An 18,334-nucleotide genomic window follows, 5' to 3' on the forward strand; every position below is an offset into this window, starting at 1 on the left:
CTCCTGTTGGTTTCTTGTTGTTCAGATCGCCCGACCGGGGCCCGTCCCGGGGCTGGTCAGGATGCGTTCGGCCCGCGCCGCCGGAATGTCGGTGACCAGCATGTGGCCCGGCGCGTGGGTCAGGGCCAGCGCGGGGCGCGCGGCCTCGATTGCGGCCTGGGGCGTCACCCCGCAGGCCCAGAAAACGGGCAGATCGCCCGGCTCGATCACCGGCGGATCGCCGTAATCGGGTGCGTCCAGATCGGCGATCCCGATCAGCGCGGGATCGCCCAGATGGACGGGTGCGCCATGGGCCAGCGGGAAGTCCGCGCAGATCCTGACGGCCTCGATCGCGTCGGCGGCGGGCATGGCGCGCAGGCTGACGACCAGCGGGCCGCCGAAGCGTCCGGCGGGGCGGGTCATGAGGCTGGTGCGGTACATCGGCACGTTCCGCCCGGCGGCCGAGTGGCGCACAGGAATGCCGGCGGCGATCAGCGCATCCTCGAAACTGAACGAGCAGCCGATGAGGAAGCTGACCATGTCATCGCGCCACCAGTCCGAAATGTCGGTCGGCTCCGCCTCGAGAACGCCGTCGCGCCAGACGCGGTAGCGCGGCACGTCGGTGCGGATGTCGATGTCGCGGCCCAGGGTCGGCAGCGCCGGATCGCCAGGCGCGCCCACCGCCAGCAGCGGGCAGGGGCGAGGGTTCTGCTGGCAATAGCGCAGGAAATCCGCAGCCTCGGCGCCGGGAAGGATGACGAGGTTGGCTTGCAGCGCGTCCCCGCACAGCCCGGCGGTGGGTCCGTCATGGCCGCCGCTGCGGATCAGGCGGCGCAGCGTCGCCGGGTCGCGAAGGTCTTGGGAAAGCTGGTTCATGCACACCCCGGGTCTTGCTTGAGGACATTGTGACCGGGCCGGACTGATTTGATCAACAACTCACTTGATGTCGATAATGATCTTCTGGCGCGATCATTCGAGGGGGCATGGCTGCGCGGCCTCGACCGCGGCGCGGGTCACCTCGCGGCCGATCTTCTCGTTGCGGTCGGGCACGTAGCAGATCGCGAATTCCAGGTCGGGCAGGCGTGCCTCTGGGCGGACGGCGATCTCCTCAAGCCCCGCATGAGGCCAGGAGCGGACGATGTCGTGGGGGATGGTGCCGATGCCGAAGCCTTGGCTGACAAGGTGCAGCGCCGTCGCCAGCGAGGCCGAGCCATGCACCGCCACCGGCATCCGCCGCCCCGAGGACAGAAGCTGCACCACCTGCCGATGCGGCGTCGTGCGCTTGGGAAACGAGACGATGGGCAGCGCGGCCAGCACGTCGATGCCCGCCGGCTGCGGCACCGCGAAATGGACCGGAGAGCCGAACCAGCCCAGGCTGACGGGGGGCAGGGGCGTCATGTTGATCCCGCGCGGGGCCTGATCGCGCAGCATGATCGCGACGTCCAGCCCGTCCTGCGCCAGCTGGGCACCCATTTGCTCGGACGTCTCGACCGAGATCTCGAAGCGCAGCTCGGGGTGGCGGGCGCGCAGCGCGGTCAGCATGCGCGGCAGCACGGTATGGGTCATCGTCTCGGCCACGCCAAGGCGCACGACGCCGGCCATCACGTTCTGCGTCAGCTCCTCGAGGATGCGGTCGCGTTGGGCGACCAGCAGCTCGGCCTCGTCGCAGAGGCGCCGGCCTTCGGCGGTCAGGCGGACGCCGCGCCCGTCCCGCTCGAAGATGGCGATCTTCATGCGGTCCTCGAGGTGGCGCACCCGGCGCGAGATGGCCGATTGCGCCAGCCCCAGGCCGTCCGAGGCGGCGCGAAAGCCCCCGTGGCGCACAATGGCGCGGATGATCTCGATGTCGCGAAAGCCGAACATGGCGCGATCTGGAACGCGGGCGGGGGCGGCGTCAAGCGGCCCCCGCCTGTGCCTCAGGCAATCGCGGCCGGGCGGTGCAGGCGCTGCCAGGCGGCGCGGGCGGCCAGAACGGTCTCCATCTGCACCGTCTGGCCCTGCACGAAGGCCGGGCCGTAGATCGTCTCGTCGGGGTATTCGGTGATGAGCGTCACCGGGACGCGGTGGCGCGCATCCGCCCCGATCAAGCAGGGAAAGCCGTTGATCATCTGGAAGCCCGTTTCGCCGGCATGCGCCTCGTAAAGCGCGATCTGGCGGGCGTTCTCCTCAAGAACGCCGGGCATGGCGGCCAAGTGAGAGGTGACCGCATCGACCAGCGCCTCTGCCTGGGTGGCCCAGTCCGGGTGGTGGCGCAGGATCAGGAAGAATCCCTTGGGCAGCGTCCACATCGCGAAATGGCGCGGCACATAGCCCGACAGCGGCCGCGTCCATTCGTGCGACGGGTAGCCGTGCAGGTTGATGTGCAGCTTCGCACCCGAACGACGCTCGGCCTCGTGGCGGATCGCTTTTTCGTAGAGGATGCCCTGCTCCTCGCGGTATTCCAGATCGTCGCCAAGCGCGGTGTAGCGGGCGGCGTGGTGCATGTGCCGGGGGTTTTCCGCGATCAGCGCCTGGTGCAGCGCGTAGCCGTCAGGGTTTTCGAGAGGCGAGAGGGTGAAGGCCGCGCCCTCCGCCGCAAGGCGCCGTCCGGCGCGCAGGGCGCCGACGATGCCGGTCGTCTCGTTCGCATGCTGGCCGGCGCTGATCATGACGGGCGCGCCGGCCCCCTGGAACTGGCGCGCCTCGAGGGCGCGGCCGGTGCGTGTTGTCGCCGTGAAAGCCTCGCCACCCAGAGAGGCGAGGCTGGCCGCGATCTGGCAGGGAGTCAGCGGCGCACCTGCCATGTCCAGCGCAGGGGGCTCGGTGTGCGCGGCCGGCATGGACTTCGGGAAGGGCTGCAGCCTGACCTCGAGGCGCGGTTCGGGGCCGCAGCGCACGCGCGGGACAATCTGGCCGGGTTGCAGCCCACGATCCCCCGCAGGACGGCCCGAGATGTGCTGGAAATACTCCAACGACGAGAAATACAGATCCTCGTGCAGCGCCTCGGCCAGCGACAGAACCTCGTCGCCATGCGCAAGCGGCTCGTCGCGGGCGGGCAGCGTCACGTCGAAGACCAGCTGGTCGAAATAGGGACCGGGGGTTCCGTCCGCCCCGGACCAGTCGCGGCCGGCAAGCGCCGTCATGGCGGCGTCGAACAGCGCCTCGAGATCGGTTTCCAGCCGCTCATCGCGCGTGGGGGTGACGATCCAGCCGGTGGGCGAGAGGGCCGGCAGGCCGCTGACCGCGACATGGTGGCGGTTCGGGGCAAAGACGCGGCGCGTTTTGGTGATCGCACCGTAGGTCAGGTCCAGATCGTAATGCAGCGCCGGCCCGCCGGGGATCAGGGTGATCCGCACATCGGGCAGCAGGGCGGCCAGCGGATAGGTCTCCAGCCGGAACCGCTTGGGGTCGGCATCGGGATGGACAGGATAGGTGATGGCCGCCTCGGTCAGGCCCTCAAGCGGGATCTCTTCAAGGAAGGCGTGCAGCAGCGGCTTGTAGGCGCTGCGGATATGCGTCGAGACGCCGCGGGCGGCCAAGGCGGCTTCGGCCGCCTGCCGCGCGGCGCGGTCGTCAAAGCACCACAGGGCATACGGGCCGGCCCCGGCCTCGGCCAGAAGTCGGTCCAGCGTGCGGGGCGGGGCGGCGGTGAGAAGCGTGTTCATCGTCCGGTCCGTCCCGTCGGGTCCAGCGTGTCGCGCAGCCAGTCGCCCAGAAGGTTGAGGCCCAGCACGGTCAGCAGGATCGCAAGGCCCGGAAAGACGCTGACCCACCACGCGCTTTGCAGATAGGTCCGCCCGTCGGCCAGCATTCCGCCCCAGCTTGGGATCGTCGGATCGACGCCAAGGCCGAGGAAGGTCAGGCTGCTCTCCAGCAGGATGTTGTTCGCCACGTTCAGCGTCATCAGCACCACGACCGGCCCCAGAAGGTTCGGCAGCAGGTGGCTGAAGAGGATGCGGCGGTCCTTCACCCCGATGGCGCGGGCGGCCAGGATGAACTCGCGGTCCCGAAGCGCCAGCACCTGCGCGCGCACCAGCCGCGCATACTGCACCCATTGCGAGACGATGAGCAGGATGATGGTGTTGGTCAGGCTGCCGCCGATGATCGCAATGAAGGTGATGGCCAGAAGGATGAAGGGCAGCGCCAGCTGCACATCGGCAAAGCGCATCACGATCACGTCCCAGATGCCGCGGTAATAGCCCGCGACCAGCCCGACGATCACGCCAAGCATGACCGAGCCCGCGACCGACAGGACCCCCACCTGCAAGGAGATCCAGCCCCCCGCCACCACGCGCGCCAGCACGTCGCGGCCCAGGGGATCGGTCCCGAGGATATGGTCGGCCCGCGCGAAGGGTGGCACCAGCCGGGCGGTCAGGTCGATGGCGCCGACATTCGGGAACAGCCAGCCCGAGGCCAGGACGGCGGTGCAGATCAGGCCCAGAAGGCCGGCGCCCAACAAGAAATCAAGCGAGAGGAAGCGGGATTTCGTCTGGTCCATGGGCTCACTCCGTCCGGATGCGCGGATCGACAAGGCCATAGGCGATGTCCACCAGCAGGTTCACGCTGACGATCAGAAGCGACAGCACCATGATGACCGATTGCAGCACCGGGTAGTCGCGCGCCGCGACCGCGTCGAAGGCCAGCGAACCCATGCCGGGCCAGTTGAACACCCGCTCGACCACGACGACACCGCCCAGCAGCCCGCCGAATTGCAGGCCCATATAGGTGATGAGCGGGATCGCGCAGTTCCGCAGGGCGTGCTTGTAAAGCACCGTGCGCTCGCTGAGCCCTTTGGCGCGGGCGACCATGATGTACTGGCTTTGCAGCACCTCCAGCATGGTGGTGCGGACAAGGCGGACATTCGTCGCCGTCAGGATCACGCCCATCGTCAGCGCGGGCATGATGAAGCTCTGCCAGCCGCTCATTCCCGAGGGGGGCAGCCAGCGCAGCGTGATCGAGAAGATCAGGACCAGCATCGTCGCCAGCCAGAAATTCGGAAAGGACAGCCCGATAAGCGAGGTGATGCGGATCAGCTGGTCGGCCCATTTCCCGCGCGAGACCGCCGCCCGGATGCCGAGCGGGATCGAGATCAGGATCGCCACCGCCATCGAGGCGAAGGCCAGCGCAAGCGTTGCCGGCAGCGCGCTGGCGATCAGCAGCGAGACCTGCGTGCCGCCGACGAAGCTGCGGCCGAAATCCCAGGTGAAGAGGCCGGCCAGCGTGTTGAAATACTGGACCAGGAAGGGCTCGTTGAGGCCGAGGCCCTCGCGGATGCGCGCAAGGTCCGCCTCGGTCACGTTGGCCGAGCCCGAGGTCAGCATCAGCGCGGGATCACCCGTCAGACGCACGGCCCATGCGACGATCAGCGTGACGACCATCACGACGAAGGCGGCCTGAAGCAGCCGCTTGAACAGGAAACCCGTCATCTTGTCCCTTTCTGGCTTGGTGCCGGACCCCGCGCCGCGTGGGGGGCGGGGGTCCGGCGGTCGCGGCGCTTACTCGACGGTGACGTCGGTCAGGCGCAGGCGGCTGTCGGGGGCGGGCACGAAGTTCTGCACCCGGTCGCTGACGGCATAGATGGCGTTCAGGTTGTAGATCGGCATCTCCAGCGCCCGCTCGGCGGTGTAGCGTGCGATCTCGTGCAGCACCTCTTCGCGCGCGTCCCGGTCGGTCATGGGGCGCTGCGATTCCAGCAGCGCGTCCAGCTCCGGGTCGCTGTCATAGGGGTTCCACTTTTCGCCGCTGTGATACATCGAATAGGCGGTGTTGTCGTAATCGAAGGTCCAGCCGCCCCAGCTTTGCTGGAACATCGCACCGGTCCGGCCCTGCGGGATGATGTCGTTCAGCAGCACGTTCGTCTCGTAGGGCTGGATGCTGGCGGTGATCCCCACCTGCGCCAGATAGGCCGAGATCGCCTGCACCACCTCGTTGAAGGTCGCGTCATTGCCGCGGATGTCGATCTGCACCTGCGATCCGGGCGCGACGCCGGCCTCGGCCAGCAGCGCGCGGGCGGCCTCGGGGTCATAGGGCAGCGGCTCCAGCGCCGGATCGAAGCCGAAGGACAGCTCGCCCTGAAGCGAGGCGATGACGCTGGCCTCGCCGCCCAGGATCGCCTCGACGATGGTGTCGCGGTCCACGGCCATGATCAGCGCGCGGCGCACGCGTTCATCGGCCGTGATGCCGTCACGGGTGTTGAAGCGCAGAGAGTAGACCGTGGGGCCGGGGGTCGAGACGACCGACAGGCGCGGATCCTGCTCGATGGTCGAGATCATGCCGATGGGGATGGTCGGCGGGATGACCAGATCGACGCCGCCCGATTGCAGCTCGGCCACGGCGGTCGAAGGCTCGGTGATGAAGCGATAGTTCAGGTTCGCAAGCTGCGGCGCGCCGCCCCAGTGATCCTCGAAGGCTTCCAGATTGATGCCGATGCGCGGCTCGTAGGAGACGAAGCTGAACGGGCCGGTGCCGACCGGGTTCAGGTTGAACTCTTCCTCCGAGACCTCGCTGGCATATTGCGGCGGCACGATCATCGCGCCGTAGCCGGCCAGCTTGGTCAGCAGCACCGGGTCGGGCGCGCCAAGATGGAAATCGACGGTGTAGTCGTCGATGATCTCGACGCTGTCGATCGAGGTGTAGTTCGACTGTTGCGGGCCCGCCGCGCCCTCGTCGCCCAGAAGGCGGTCGAAGGTGAACTTGACGGCCTCGGCGTTGAAGGGCTCGCCGTTGTGGAAGGTCACGCCCTCTCGCAGGGTGAAGCGGATGCGCGTGCCCTCGTCCAGCTCTTCCCAGCCCGTGGCAAGGGCCGGAACCAGCTCCATGTCAGGGCCGCGATAGGTCAGCCCGTCATAGATGTTGGTCGCGACCGAGGCCCAGTTGACCAGGAACGTGTCGATCGGGTCCCAGCTGCCGGGATCCTGCGGGGACGAGACGGTCAGCGTGCCTTGGGCCGCAGCCGGCAGCGCAAGGCCGGCCGACAGGAGCAGCGCCATGGCGGTGGTGGAAAGCGTTTTCTTGTTCATTGCAAACCTCCGGGTTGGATCTTCAGGACGCGGCGACCAGATGGCCGGGCGCGATTTCGATGCGCTTGTTCAGGGCCGGGGCATCGCCGACGCGGCGCGTGGTGGACGGGATCTCGCCGGCAAGGCCCGTGCGTTCGGGGCGGCGGGTCGGGTCGGCGACCGGCACTGCCGACAGGAGGCGCTGCGTGTAGGGGTGGCCGGGCGTCTCGAAGACCTGCGCGCGGCTGCCCAGCTCGACGATCTGGCCCAGATAGAGAACCGCGACGCGGTGGCTCATCTTCTCGACCACGGCCATGTCGTGGCTGATGAACAGATAGGCCAGCCCCTCGTCGCGCTGCAGGTCCATGAACAGGTTGATGATCTGCGCCTGGATCGACACGTCCAGCGCCGACAGCGCCTCGTCCGCGATGATGAGGCGGGGTTTTGAGGCCAGCGCGCGGGCGATGCAGACCCGCTGGCGCTGGCCGCCGGAAAATTGGTGCGGATAGCGCCCCGCAACGTCCGCAGAAAGCCCGACCCGTTCCAGAAGATCGCCGACGCGGCTGCGAATCTCGCGCCGGCCGGCCAGAAGGCCATGCGTCTCGATCGGTTCGGCAATGGACTGGCCGACCGTCTTGCGCGGATCGAGCGAGGCGAAGGGGTCCTGGAAGATGTACTGGATTTCCTGCCGCAGGCGCTGGCGGTCGGCCAGGGACATTGCCGACATCGGCCGCCCCTCGACCAGCACCTCGCCGGCGGCGGCCTTTTGCAGCTGCTGGATCGTCCGGCCGATGGTGGACTTGCCCGAGCCGGACTCGCCCACCAGCGCCAGCGTCTCGCCGGGATAGATGTCCAGGCTGACATCGCTGACGGCGGGGCAGTAATGCGTTGCGCGGCCCAGCCAGTCCTTGCGGATGTCGAAGCGCACCGACAGATCGCGCACTGACAGCAGCGGCGCCTCATAGCGCGCGGTGTCCTGCACCCGCGCCTCGCCCAGGATGCGCGGCGCCTCGCCGTCGAAGACCGTCAGCGGCGAGACCTTGGGCAGCGGCTCGCCGGTCATCGCGCCAAGCCGAGGGACGGCGGACAGCAGCGCGCGGGTGTAGGGGTGCTTCGGCGCGGCGAAGAGCGTCTCGACCGGACCTTCCTCGACCTTGCGGCCCTTCCACATCACGACAACGTCGTCGGCCATCTCGGCCACGACCCCCATGTCATGGGTGATGAAGATCAGCCCCATGCCCAGCTCGCGCTGCAGGTCCTTGAGGATGGTCAGGATCTGCGCCTGGATCGTCACGTCCAGCGCGGTCGTTGGTTCGTCCGCGATCAGCAGCTTGGGCCGGCAGGCCAGCGCCATGGCGATCATCACCCGCTGGCGCATGCCCCCCGACAGCTGGTGCGGATAGCGCTTCAGGAGCGCGCCGGCATCGGGCAGGCGGACCAGCGACATCAGCCGCTCGGCCTCGGCCAGCGCAGCGCGACGGGGCATCGCCTCGTGCAGCATCAGCACCTCGGCGATCTGGTCGCCGATGGGGAAGACCGGGTTCAGCGAGGTCATCGGCTCTTGGAAGATCATCGCGATCTCGCGCCCGCGCAGCTTGCGCATGTGCTCTTGGCTCTGCGTCAGCAGGTCCACAGGCCCCGCCGCCGACTGGAACATGATCCGCCCCGAGGCATAGCGCGCGCCCGCGATATCGGCGAGGCGCAGGATCGACATGGAGGCGACCGACTTGCCCGAGCCGCTCTCGCCGACGATGGCCAGCGTCCGGCCCGGCTGGACGGCAAAGTTCAGGTTCTCGATCACCGTGTTTTGGCCGAACGCGACGCTCAGATCCTCGACCGTCAGAAGCGGCGGAGGGCTGGTCGGGTGCTGGGGTCGGTTCATGCGGTCCCTCTCTATCCGGGCGGTGACAGATAGCGCCCGCTGCGGCAGGACGATGCGTTTGCTTCGCGCCCCGCCGCTTTGTCGAACAATCTGAAAAGTATGCGCCCTCCAGAATGACATTTCTGCCCGCTGTTTCTGCGGTGAAGCCAGACAATCGGCAAGAACCCGCTATAACGTCAATTACTTTTAAGTTAGATGCCATGCTGAAACATTATTAAGGGAACCGAAGCTTGATCCGCTTTCGCCAGCTCGAGGCATTCCGCCTTGTTGTCTCACATGGCAGCATGACGGCGGCGGCCGACATGATGCATGTCTCGCAACCGGCGATCAGCCGCCTGATCTCTGATCTGGAATCCGAGGTGGGCTTTCAGCTTTTCGACCGGCGCAGGGGTCTTCTGAGCCCGACCGCCGAGGGGCTGCGCTTCTTCGGCCATGTCGAGGAGAATTTCCTTGGCCTTTCGCGCCTTGAGAACGCGGCCGAAGAGATCAGGCAGGATTCGGCCAAGCTGCGGATAGCGGTTACGCATTCGCTGGCCGCGACGGTCCTGCCGCTGGCGCTGAAACGCTTTCGCAGCCGCTTCCCCGACACGAAGATCGTCCTGCGCGCCCACCGTCTGAGCCAGGTGATGCTGCAGGTCCAAAGTCGCGCCGTGGATGTCGCGCTCGGCTCGCAGATCCCGGTCATGCCCAACCTCAGCCGCCTCTACCTCGGCTCGACCCGGCAGATCTGCGTCCTGAGGCGTGATCACCCGCTGGCGGGCCGGGCCGTGATCCGGCCCGAGGATTTGGCGGGCCAGACCATCGTCACGATCCTGCCGGACGGGCCTGCCGATTGGAGCCAGCTGGACATGCTGATGGCAGGCATTCCCCATGCGGCGACTTTCGAGGCAAACACCTCGCAGTCGATCTACGCGCTGGCGAACGAGGGCTTGGCCGTCGCCATTGTGGAGCCCTTCTCCTATCGGCTCTGGGCGGGGCAGAACCTGGTGGCGCGGCCGTTCGAGCCGGCGATCGTGACGCATTTCCACGTGGTCAGCAGCACGCAGCCTGCCATCGCGCGCGAGATCGAGTGGTTCCGCGGCTGCCTGCAGCAGCAGGCCGCCAGCACGGACGAGTTCTTCCAGGATCCTGCGCAGGCCGAGACGGGCTCAGCCCCGTAGCGCGCCATTTTCCAGCCGGGCGAAGGCGGTCATCACCACCCGTTCGGAGCGGTCGAGATAGCTGGCAAGGCGCGTCGCCGCCTCGGCCGTCTCGCCGGCTGTCAGAAGGTCCAGGATGATGCTGTTTTCGTGCAGGAACGGGGCGTAAAGCTGCTCGGGGCTGTCCAGAAGGCCGAAGGCCAGGCGCAGTTCGGCCACGGCCTGGGCGAAGAAGGCGATCAGCCGCGGGCTGTCTGTCAGCGCCACGATGGCCGCATGAAAGGCCATGTTTGCGCTGCCGACGCGGCGCCAGTCGCCTGCGGCTTGGGCGGCGATGGCCTCGGTCACCGCCTCGGCCATGCGCGGGACGGCGGCATGGCGCGGCCAGGCTTGGGCCAAGGCCGGCACCTCGATCAGCCGGCGGACACGGTAGATGTCGAGCACCCCGGCCATCGAGGGCACTGCGACCGAGACGCCCCGGTTCGGCGCATGGACCAGCAGCCCTTCGCGCGTCAGCAGGCGGAACACCTCGCGCAGGGTGTTGCGCGAGACCGACAGATCGGCCGCCAGCCGCATCTCGGACAGGCGCTGGCCGGGCCGGAAATGGCCGGCGATCACATCGGCGCGCAGCCGCGCGGCGGTCTCTTCGGCGAGGCCGCGGGGGTCCATTGGGTTCATCGGGGGGATCGGGGCCTTGGTCATGCTGGGGTGATCATGGCTGGGGACTGCGCGCAGGACAAGCGCCGGGCACGGACAATTTGCGCTCATCCTCCGGCCGCGGACCTTAAGTTGTTCAACAATCAATTTGAGTGTGTCAGATGATCGTTGACGTGAAGGCACGGATTGGGGCATTTTCCGTGCAACGCCGCAGCCGGAAGGGGATGTCCATGCAGATCGACCTGAACAGCGACCTGGGCGAGGGAGTGGGCGATGACGCCGCGATGCTGGACATCGTCAGCTCGGCCAATGTCGCCTGCGGCTTTCATGCCGGGGATCCGCGCGGGCTGCTGGCGACGCTGCACGAGGCGGCGGCGCGGGGCGTCGCGGTGGGCGCGCATGTGAGCTACCCGGACCGCAGCGGCTTCGGGCGCCGCGCGATGGATGTCGCGCCCGATGATCTGACGGCGGACGTGATCTACCAGATCGGCGCGCTGCAGGCGCTGGCGCGGGCGGCGGGGACGCGGGTCAGCTATGTCAAGCCGCATGGCGCGCTCTACAACACTACCGCCGAGGATGTGCGGCAGGGCGATGCCGTCATCGCGGGGGTTCTGGGTGCTGATCCGGGCCTGGTGCTGATGGGTCTCGCGGGCGCCTCGATCCTCGGCCGCGCCCGCGCGGCAGGGCTGCGCGTCGTGGCCGAGGCCTTCGCCGACCGCGCCTACACGCCGGAGGGGGCGCTTATTTCGCGCAGCAAGCCCGGCGCCGTGCTGCACGATCCCGACATCATCGCCGCGCGCATGTTGCGCCTTGCGCGCGAGGGGGTGCTGGAGGCCGAGGACGGCAGCCTTCTGCGCCTTGGCGCGGACAGCATCTGCGTGCATGGCGACAGCCCCGGCGCGGTGGCCATCGCCGCCCGCCTTCGCGCCGCGCTGGAGGCCGGCGGCGTCGCCATCGCCCCATTCGCGCCATGATCCGCTTCCTGCCCATCGGCCCGCAGATCCTGCTGGCCGAGCTGCCCGACCTCGACGCCACGCTGGCGCTGATGGACGCGCTGCTGGCCGACCCCGTGCCCGGCATCGCCGAGATCGTGCCCGCCGCCCGCACGCTGATGATCCGCAGCGCCCCCGGCACCCCGGCGGATGGCGCGCTGGCCGCGAAGATCCGTGCCCGCCAGCCCGCGCCGGGCACCGCGCCTGCCCCGCGCGCGGCCGACACGGTGGAAATCCCCGTCACCTATGACGGCGAGGACCTGGACGAGGTCGCGCGCCATCTGGGCCTGACGACAACCGAGGTGATCGCCGCCCATCAGGCCGCGACCTGGCAGGTGGCCTTCTGCGGCTTCGCGCCGGGTTTTGCCTATATGACCGGGGACGACCCGCGCTTCGATCTGCCGCGCCGGGCCGCGCCGCGTCAGGCGATCCCGGCGGGCTCGGTCGCGCTGGCGGGGCGGTTCTGCGGCATCTATCCGCAGGCCAGCCCCGGCGGCTGGCAGCTGATCGGGCGAACGCGGCTGCCGATGTTCGACCTGACCCGCGATCCGGCGGCGCTGCTGCGCCCCGGCATGGGGGTCCGCTTCCTCGAGGGCGAGGCGAAGGTGCATCCCGTCACTGTGCCGCCCGCGCCTCAGGCCAAGGGCCTGCGGATCCTGCAGACGACCTTTCCGATCCTCGTGCAGGATGCGGGACGGGCACGGCAGGCGGGGCAGGGGGTCAGTGCCTCGGGCGCGCTTGATCTGGGCGCGCTGAGGCGGGCGAACCGGGCCGTGGGCAATGCGCCGCACGCCGCCGCGCTGGAGATCACGCTCGGTCCCGTCCGTCTGCAGGCCGAGACGGCGCTGACGCTGGCGCTGGCCGGGGCGGGGCAGGCGGTCGCTGCGGGCCATCTTGTCCCGCCCGGCGCGGCCTTTGCACTGGATGCGGGCGACGAGCTGGTGATCGAGGCCCCCGCCCGCGGGATGCGCAGCTATCTGGCCCTGCGCGGCGGCTTCGCGCTGGACCCGGTGCTGGGGTCGTGCGCGCGCGACACGCTGGCGGACCTCGGGCCGGCGCCGCTGGTCGCGGGGGACGCGTTGGGCGCCGCCGGCACCCCCGCCGAGGCGACTTGGCCCCCCGAGCCGCAGCCGGACCTTCCCGCCGCCGGCGAGACCGTCACCCTGCCGGTCGTCATGGGCCCCCGCACCGACTGGTTCCCGCCCGAGACCGTCGCGCGCTTCCTTGCGCAGGACTGGCTGGTGACGCCCCAATCGTCGCGCGTCGGCATCCGCCTTTCGGGCGAGCCGATCACCCGCCCCGACAGCACCGAGCTGCCGAGCGAGGGCACCGCGACCGGGGCCATCCAGGTGCCCCATACCGGCCAGCCGGTCCTGTTCCTTGCCGATCACCCGCTGACGGGCGGCTATCCGGTCATCGCCACGCTTCATCCGTCGGCGCTGGACCTGGCCGGCCAGCTTCCCCCCGGCGCGCGCATCCGCTTTGCCGCCCTTGCCCCCTTCGCCCCCCTCACGCCGGAGCCCGACGATGTTTCTTGACGCGCCCGAGACCCCGATCCGCCGCATCCTGATCGCCAATCGCGGCGAGATCGCCCTGCGCATCATCCGCGCCTGTGCCGACGAGGGGATCGCCGCCATCGCCGTCTATGCCGATGCCGACCGCGACGCGCCCTTCGTGCGGACGGCGGATGAGGCCCATGCGCTGGACGGCCAGCGGCCTGCCGACACCTATCTGAATGCAGACAAGATCCTGGCCATCGCTGCCCGTGCCGGCGCGGACGCGGTCCATCCGGGCTACGGCTTTCTGTCCGAGAATGCGGACTTCGCCCGCGCCGTGCAGGCCGCCGGGCTCATCTGGATTGGCCCCGAGCCGGAGGTGATCGACGCGCTTGGCGACAAGATCCGCGCGCGCGAGATCGCGCGGGCGGTCGGTGCACCGCTGGTCGCAGGCAGCCCCGGCCCCGTGGCCAGCGGCGCCGAGGCGCTGGACTTTGCGCGCCAGCACGGACTGCCCATCGCCATCAAGGCGGCCTTCGGCGGCGGCGGTCGCGGCATCCGCGTCGCCCGCAGCCTCGATGAGGTCGAGGCCCTCTTCGAGGCCGCATCGCGCGAGGCGACCGCCGCCTTCGGTCGCGGCGATTGCTATGTCGAGCAGTTCCTCGACCGCCCCCGCCATATCGAGGCGCAGGTGCTGGCCGACCGCCACGGCACCGTCCGTGTGCTCGGCACCCGCGACTGCTCGCTCCAGCGGCGCAGCCAGAAGCTGGTCGAGGAGGCGCCGGCCCCCTTCCTGACGGACGCGCAGCGCACCCAGATCCATGACGCGGCCCGCGCGATCTGCGCCCATGCCGGCTATTCCAGCGCCGGAACCGTCGAGTTCCTCATGTCCGAGACGGGCACGATCAGCTTTCTCGAGGTGAACACCCGCCTGCAGGTCGAGCATCCGGTGACGGAGGAAACCACCGGCATCGACATCGTCCGCGCCATGATCCGCATCGCCGGCGGCGCCCTCCTTGCGGACGGCCCCGTGCCCGAGCCGCAGGGCCATGCCATCGAGTTCCGGATCAACGCCGAGGATGTCGGCCGCGGCTTCCTGCCCACCCCCGGCCCCATCACCCGCTGGTCCGCCCCCGGCGGCATCGGCATCCGCATCGACAGCGGCGTCGAGGCGGGGGCGCAGGTCCCCGCCGCCTTCGACTCGCTGATGGCCAAGCTGATCGTGAGCGGCCCCGACCGCGCCACCGCCATCGCCCGCGCCCGCCGCGCCCTGCGCGAGTTCCGGATCGACGGCGTTGCCTCGGTCCTGCCCTTCCACCGCGCCGTGCTGGAGGCGCCGGAGTTCACGACCAAGTTGGCCGTCTACACCCGCTGGATCGAGACTGACTTTGCGGGCCGCCTCGCCGCAGCCATCACCCCGGCCGCCCGCGTCGTCCCGCCCGAGGATGCGCCCATGCTGCGCCTCGCCATCGAGATCGACGGCAAGCGCCACGACCTCGCCCTGCCGCAGAGCCTGCTGCCGGCGGCGGCGCTAGGTGAACCCTCGCAGCCCGCGACGACCGGGCAGCCGAATGACATCACCGCTCCGGTGGCCGGCATCCTCTCGCTTTGGAAGATCGCCGACGGCGCGGAGGTCGAGGCCGGCCAGCAGATCGCGGTGATCGAGGCAATGAAGATGGAGACACCGGTCGAGGCGCCCCGTGCCGGTCGCCTGACACACCTCGCGGCCGAGGGCGAGACGCTGGCGCAGGACGGTGCTTTTGCTCGGGTCGAGCCGGTCAACCTGCCGCGTTGAGTGCCAATGGCCGGTTCGGGAGCAACGGCGCCTGTCCGTCCGATCGTACGACACTGATGCGGTTCGCCCGTTCGCCTGCGGGTGCAGCGTGAGCGCTCCGCCTTGAAATTGTCAGGAACATCGACCGGCTGCTGCCGTGCTGCGCGCGGAGCGGCCGCTGCCGCTCAATGCAGCGTGATCTGCCGCACAGATCTCAGTGCCCCGCCCGCCTCACGACGTGCCAGAAAAGCATGACTGCCACCCTGCAACCTGACATAGATTTCCGCAACGGGTTTTCTGACACTTTTCGAGGCTGCTGCTGCTATGAATCTGAGTCGTAAGGAAACCGCTGGTTTTTCTGACAGTGCCTTAGCTGCTGTATTCGGCCATCGGAAGGTGGCTGACTTCGGAAGCTGACGTTGAGAAGGCGTGATAGATCGACGTGGTGAGCCCGTTCCTGCCGTCCACCAGACAGGGCATCGCTGCGGCGCGGCTCTCCCACAGCTGACTTGTGACAAGTGCCGCACCTGACGGCTCCGAAACCACACTGATGCTTCGCGCTGCCAGCTTATGGTAAGCCAGTCGTAGACAGCGGGACGTGGTGGGATAAGCTTGAACACGCATTTTCGAGTAGGGGATGATTACCATTGGCCAAAAGTTTTTTGAGCGTCGCGCTGAAGGCTATGAAGGCCGCGGAAAAAGATCGTGTACGTCGTGCAAAAGCTGCGGAACGTCGTGACCTCGCCGAGCGGAGAGAGGCAGCTCAGCAGGCGAAGGCTCATGAAGCCAAAGTGCAGAAAGCAATAATCGCGGATGAGCGCCATCGGAAGGCTTACGAGAAGGCGGTAAAGGCCGCACATGCCGCAGCCCAGCAATCCGAGGTCGAACGACTAAATGCGGAAATCGATGCAGTCTTGGATGATCTCGAAGGGCTACTGGCCGCCACCATCGACGTCGATGACCATATAGACCTTGAAACTCTTCGAAAGCCTTCTGATACGACACCATTTGACGTGCCTGATTTGGAGACTCCCTTGGTCGCTCCAAAGCGACCAAAGCTTCCACCCGAACCGACATACGTTGAACCAGCCAAGCCCAAAGGTTTCTTCGGTAAGAAGCGAAAGTTTGAGGAAGCGCGTGCCATAGCGCGGCAAACTTACGAGACGCAAAAGGCGGAGTGGGCAAGTAGTGTCTCGTCTTTGACTAAAAAGTACGAAACCGATTTTGCTGCTTATGAACAGGCAGAGGTCGAGAGGGTTAATACGCTGGCCGTAGAGAAAGATCGCTTCCGGCAGGAACTGGACGATCACAACCACTCCATCGACCAATTCATTGCGAACCTGTCCTATGGAGACGCCGAGGCGGTTAAGGAGTACATCTCGCTCGTAGTGGAGAATTCAACCTATCCAGATCACTTCGAGGTAACGCATGAATTTTCGTTCGAACCTAAGACAGCCGAGCTGCGGATGAGCGTGACGATCCCGACCCCAGACAGCTTTCCGGCGATCAAGGAGTACAAATACCTAAAGACATCCGACGAAATACGCGAGGTCCCACTGTCCCAGGTGGAGATCAAGAAACGGTATGCCAGTGTCCTGCATCAGGTCGCGATCAGGTCGCTCCACGAGGTGTTCGAGGCGGACAGGCGCGGGCTGATCCGGACAATCTCGCTCGAGGTCGGCACAAAGGCACAGCACCCTGCCACGGGGCGGCTCAGTTTCCTTCCCTTCGTAGGTGTCAGTGCCGAGCGTGACAGATTCATGGAGTTTGATCTCTCCGGCCTTATCCCGCTGGCAACGCTGAAGCATCTAGGCGCCGCGATTTCCAAAGACCCCGTCGCCCTCATCGCCGTCGACGTGACAGGAGTACGCAAGTCGTGACGAAAGGACGGACGTTTAATCCGCCTCCTGGGTGGCCCAAGCCACCAAAGGGGTGGACGCCCCCAAAGGACTGGAAGCCCGACCCGAACTGGCCTGCCATGCCCAAGGGATGGGAACTCTGGGTATTGGACGCCAACGACACGCCTCAGGCAGCGCCAGCGGTCGAGATGGATAACAACTCGACGGGCGCAGAAGTGCCGCCCAACGAGCTCTCCGCGTTGAAGGCCGAAGTGGCAATGCTGCGGGCGCAGCTGGCCGATAGTTCAACGGCTGTGGAGGAAACCATCTCCCTCGACGACCAGAGAGTCCTGCAGGACATCGGTATTTACCGATACCATCATCCCCTCGAGAATGGCGCAGGATACAGAGCCGAACTCGAGCGGATCGAGGTTGAGGTCGCCAAGATCGTGCGGGAGCAAGGGGCCATTGAGGTCTCGTCGACATTCACGTTCGAAAACTCTTTGGCGGCAGGCCGAAAGTTGTCGAACGACCTGGGAAGGCTGATGCTCCGTGCCTACAACGCCGAATGCGATAACTGCATCCGTTCACTTCGCACCGGAAACCCCGGCGTAGCCAAGAAGCGGCTCGAGGCGTCACGCAAGGCTATCGCAAATCTGGGCAAGATCATGGAGATGCAGATCAGCGCGCGGTACCATGACCTCCGGATCCGAGAGGTCGAGCTGACGGCCGACTGGCTAATGAAGAAGCAGGAAGAAAAGGAAGCGGAGAAGGAGAACCGGGCGAAAATTCGCGAGGAGAAGCGTATTGAGAAGGAGTTCGCCGAGGAGCGTGAGCGGCTGGCGAAGGAGAAGCAGCACCTTGAGAACGCCATTGAGGCACTTCGGGAGAAAGGAGAGAGAAACCCCGACTTGGAGGCGAACCTTTTGGCGTTGGAAGATGCCATCAAGCAGAACGAATTCCGCCTAGCAAATATAAGATCTGGATATGTCTACGTCATCTCGAACCGGGGGGCGTTCGGCGCGAATGTTGTCAAGATTGGATTGACGAGACGGCTTGATCCGAACGATCGTATAACGGAGCTTGGTGGCGCATCCGTTCCTTTTCGCTTCGATGTTCACGCCCTTTTCTTTTCCGAAGACGCCGTGTCATTGGAGAATGAGCTTCACACCCACTTTCGAGAAAAGGCTCTGAATGCGGTGAATGCTCGCAAAGAGTTCTTCTTTGCGACACCTGCCGAAGTTCGCGATGTCCTCATGGAGAAGGTCGGAAGCCTTCTTGAGTTCTCGGAGGTAGGAGAATCACTTGAGTACCATCAGTCTAGGAAATATTGGCCGGACAGACCCGGGAAATGAGCTAAGTAATGGCTCGAGCCGACGGTCCTCGTCGGCCTGAGCTGATATCCTCTGGCCACTCGCGAACTCTCCGATAGTCTACATGTTTTTAAATTCGCCCATGTGACCGTTCCAATGACTGCTTTCGCACTCGGTCAATCTCAAGCACCGGACGCAGGGAAAGTCCTCTTCAACTCACTTCGTGTCGGACTAGGTGCATGTAACGGAGCACGGATGCCGAATGACCGCTCCTGTGACGTAATGCC

The 18,334-nt window shown here is 66.9% G+C and carries 14 protein-coding genes and 1 pseudogene; 6 read left to right on the forward strand and 9 right to left on the reverse strand.

Annotation, left to right across the window (positions count from 1 at the left end; genetic code table 11):
- Nucleotides 1–21 precede the first annotated feature (21 nt).
- The 8 genes and pseudogenes from BLP73_RS15985 to BLP73_RS20010 all read right to left on the reverse strand — a co-directional run.
- A complete protein-coding gene (locus BLP73_RS15985; RefSeq protein WP_090747009.1) occupies nucleotides 22–855 on the reverse strand; it encodes a putative hydro-lyase in 834 nt (277 codons plus the stop codon).
- A 93-nt stretch (nucleotides 856–948) separates the two neighbouring features.
- A complete protein-coding gene (locus BLP73_RS15990; RefSeq protein WP_090747013.1) occupies nucleotides 949–1,842 on the reverse strand; it encodes a LysR family transcriptional regulator in 894 nt (297 codons plus the stop codon).
- A 53-nt stretch (nucleotides 1,843–1,895) separates the two neighbouring features.
- Entirely contained in the window at nucleotides 1,896–3,623 is a 1,728-nt protein-coding gene (locus BLP73_RS15995) for a M14 family metallopeptidase (RefSeq protein WP_090747016.1), read from the reverse strand.
- Nucleotides 3,620–4,456: an ABC transporter permease gene (locus BLP73_RS16000; protein ID WP_090747019.1), complete on the reverse strand. Its 837-nt coding sequence runs from the start codon at nucleotides 4,454–4,456 to the stop codon at nucleotides 3,620–3,622. The genes BLP73_RS15995 and BLP73_RS16000 overlap by 4 nt, the downstream gene beginning before the upstream one ends.
- A gap of 4 nt (nucleotides 4,457–4,460) precedes the next feature.
- The gene (locus BLP73_RS16005) at nucleotides 4,461–5,384 is read right to left on the reverse strand and encodes an ABC transporter permease (RefSeq protein WP_090747022.1); all 924 of its coding nucleotides are present in this window, start codon (nucleotides 5,382–5,384) and stop codon (nucleotides 4,461–4,463) included.
- Nucleotides 5,385–5,453: 69 nt separating this feature from the next.
- Nucleotides 5,454–6,977: an ABC transporter substrate-binding protein gene (locus BLP73_RS16010; protein WP_090747025.1), complete on the reverse strand. Its 1,524-nt coding sequence runs from the start codon at nucleotides 6,975–6,977 to the stop codon at nucleotides 5,454–5,456.
- A gap of 22 nt (nucleotides 6,978–6,999) precedes the next feature.
- Nucleotides 7,000–8,019: an ABC transporter ATP-binding protein gene (locus tag BLP73_RS20005; protein WP_425415701.1), complete on the reverse strand. Its 1,020-nt coding sequence runs from the start codon at nucleotides 8,017–8,019 to the stop codon at nucleotides 7,000–7,002.
- A gap of 3 nt (nucleotides 8,020–8,022) precedes the next feature.
- Nucleotides 8,023–8,958 (reverse strand): annotated as a pseudogene (locus tag BLP73_RS20010) (ATP-binding cassette domain-containing protein); the annotation flags it as partial.
- Between the two features lie 110 nt (nucleotides 8,959–9,068).
- On the opposite strand from BLP73_RS20010, the gene BLP73_RS16020 reads away from it, so the two are divergent.
- Entirely contained in the window at nucleotides 9,069–9,998 is a 930-nt protein-coding gene (locus BLP73_RS16020) for a LysR family transcriptional regulator (protein WP_090747031.1), read from the forward strand.
- On the opposite strand, the gene BLP73_RS16025 is transcribed toward BLP73_RS16020, so the two are convergent.
- Entirely contained in the window at nucleotides 9,987–10,679 is a 693-nt protein-coding gene (locus BLP73_RS16025; protein ID WP_090747034.1) for a GntR family transcriptional regulator, read from the reverse strand. The two genes, BLP73_RS16020 and BLP73_RS16025, sit on opposite strands and share 12 nt — an antisense overlap.
- A 185-nt stretch (nucleotides 10,680–10,864) precedes the next feature.
- Here BLP73_RS16025 and BLP73_RS16030 point away from each other — a divergent pair, with 185 nt between their 5' ends.
- The 5 genes from BLP73_RS16030 to BLP73_RS16055 all read left to right on the forward strand — a co-directional run bounded on the left by BLP73_RS16030 (nucleotide 10,865) and on the right by BLP73_RS16055 (nucleotide 18,089).
- Nucleotides 10,865–11,608, forward strand: a complete 744-nt coding sequence (locus BLP73_RS16030; protein WP_245686709.1) for a LamB/YcsF family protein — start codon at nucleotides 10,865–10,867, stop codon at nucleotides 11,606–11,608.
- Nucleotides 11,605–13,164 (forward strand): 5-oxoprolinase subunit B/C family protein, encoded by a 1,560-nt coding sequence (locus BLP73_RS16035; protein ID WP_090747040.1) that lies wholly within the window; start codon nucleotides 11,605–11,607, stop codon nucleotides 13,162–13,164. The genes BLP73_RS16030 and BLP73_RS16035 overlap by 4 nt, the downstream gene beginning before the upstream one ends.
- Entirely contained in the window at nucleotides 13,154–14,917 is a 1,764-nt protein-coding gene (locus tag BLP73_RS16040; protein ID WP_217630706.1) for an acetyl/propionyl/methylcrotonyl-CoA carboxylase subunit alpha, read from the forward strand. The genes BLP73_RS16035 and BLP73_RS16040 overlap by 11 nt, the downstream gene beginning before the upstream one ends.
- Before the next feature lie 626 nt (nucleotides 14,918–15,543).
- Entirely contained in the window at nucleotides 15,544–16,776 is a 1,233-nt protein-coding gene (locus BLP73_RS19125) for a hypothetical protein (RefSeq protein ID WP_175453390.1), read from the forward strand.
- Nucleotides 16,777–16,901: 125 nt separating this feature from the next.
- A complete protein-coding gene (locus BLP73_RS16055; RefSeq protein WP_245686710.1) occupies nucleotides 16,902–18,089 on the forward strand; it encodes an SNIPE associated domain-containing protein in 1,188 nt (395 codons plus the stop codon).
- Nucleotides 18,090–18,334: the final 245 nt, after the last annotated feature.

This window comes from Paracoccus tibetensis, from assembly GCF_900102505.1.
Taxonomy (GTDB): Bacteria; Pseudomonadota; Alphaproteobacteria; order Rhodobacterales; family Rhodobacteraceae; genus Paracoccus; species Paracoccus tibetensis.

What these genes read in the sequence shown, in the direction of transcription:
- BLP73_RS15985 (WP_090747009.1), bottom strand. Translation starts at nt 855, where the DNA reads ATGAACCAGCTTTCCCAAGACCTTCGCGACCCGGCGACGCTGCGCCGC.
- BLP73_RS15990 (WP_090747013.1), bottom strand. Translation starts at nt 1,842, where the DNA reads ATGTTCGGCTTTCGCGACATCGAGATCATCCGCGCCATTGTGCGCCAC.
- BLP73_RS15995 (WP_090747016.1), bottom strand. Translation starts at nt 3,623, where the DNA reads ATGAACACGCTTCTCACCGCCGCCCCGCCCCGCACGCTGGACCGACTT.
- BLP73_RS16000 (WP_090747019.1), bottom strand. Translation starts at nt 4,456, where the DNA reads ATGGACCAGACGAAATCCCGCTTCCTCTCGCTTGATTTCTTGTTGGGC.
- BLP73_RS16005 (WP_090747022.1), bottom strand. Translation starts at nt 5,384, where the DNA reads ATGACGGGTTTCCTGTTCAAGCGGCTGCTTCAGGCCGCCTTCGTCGTG.
- BLP73_RS16010 (WP_090747025.1), bottom strand. Translation starts at nt 6,977, where the DNA reads ATGAACAAGAAAACGCTTTCCACCACCGCCATGGCGCTGCTCCTGTCG.
- BLP73_RS20005 (WP_425415701.1), bottom strand. Translation starts at nt 8,019, where the DNA reads ATGACCGGCGAGCCGCTGCCCAAGGTCTCGCCGCTGACGGTCTTCGAC.
- BLP73_RS16025 (WP_090747034.1), bottom strand. Translation starts at nt 10,679, where the DNA reads ATGACCAAGGCCCCGATCCCCCCGATGAACCCAATGGACCCCCGCGGC.
- BLP73_RS16030 (WP_245686709.1), top strand. Translation starts at nt 10,865, where the DNA reads ATGCAGATCGACCTGAACAGCGACCTGGGCGAGGGAGTGGGCGATGAC.
- BLP73_RS16035 (WP_090747040.1), top strand. Translation starts at nt 11,605, where the DNA reads ATGATCCGCTTCCTGCCCATCGGCCCGCAGATCCTGCTGGCCGAGCTG.
- BLP73_RS16040 (WP_217630706.1), top strand. Translation starts at nt 13,154, where the DNA reads ATGTTTCTTGACGCGCCCGAGACCCCGATCCGCCGCATCCTGATCGCC.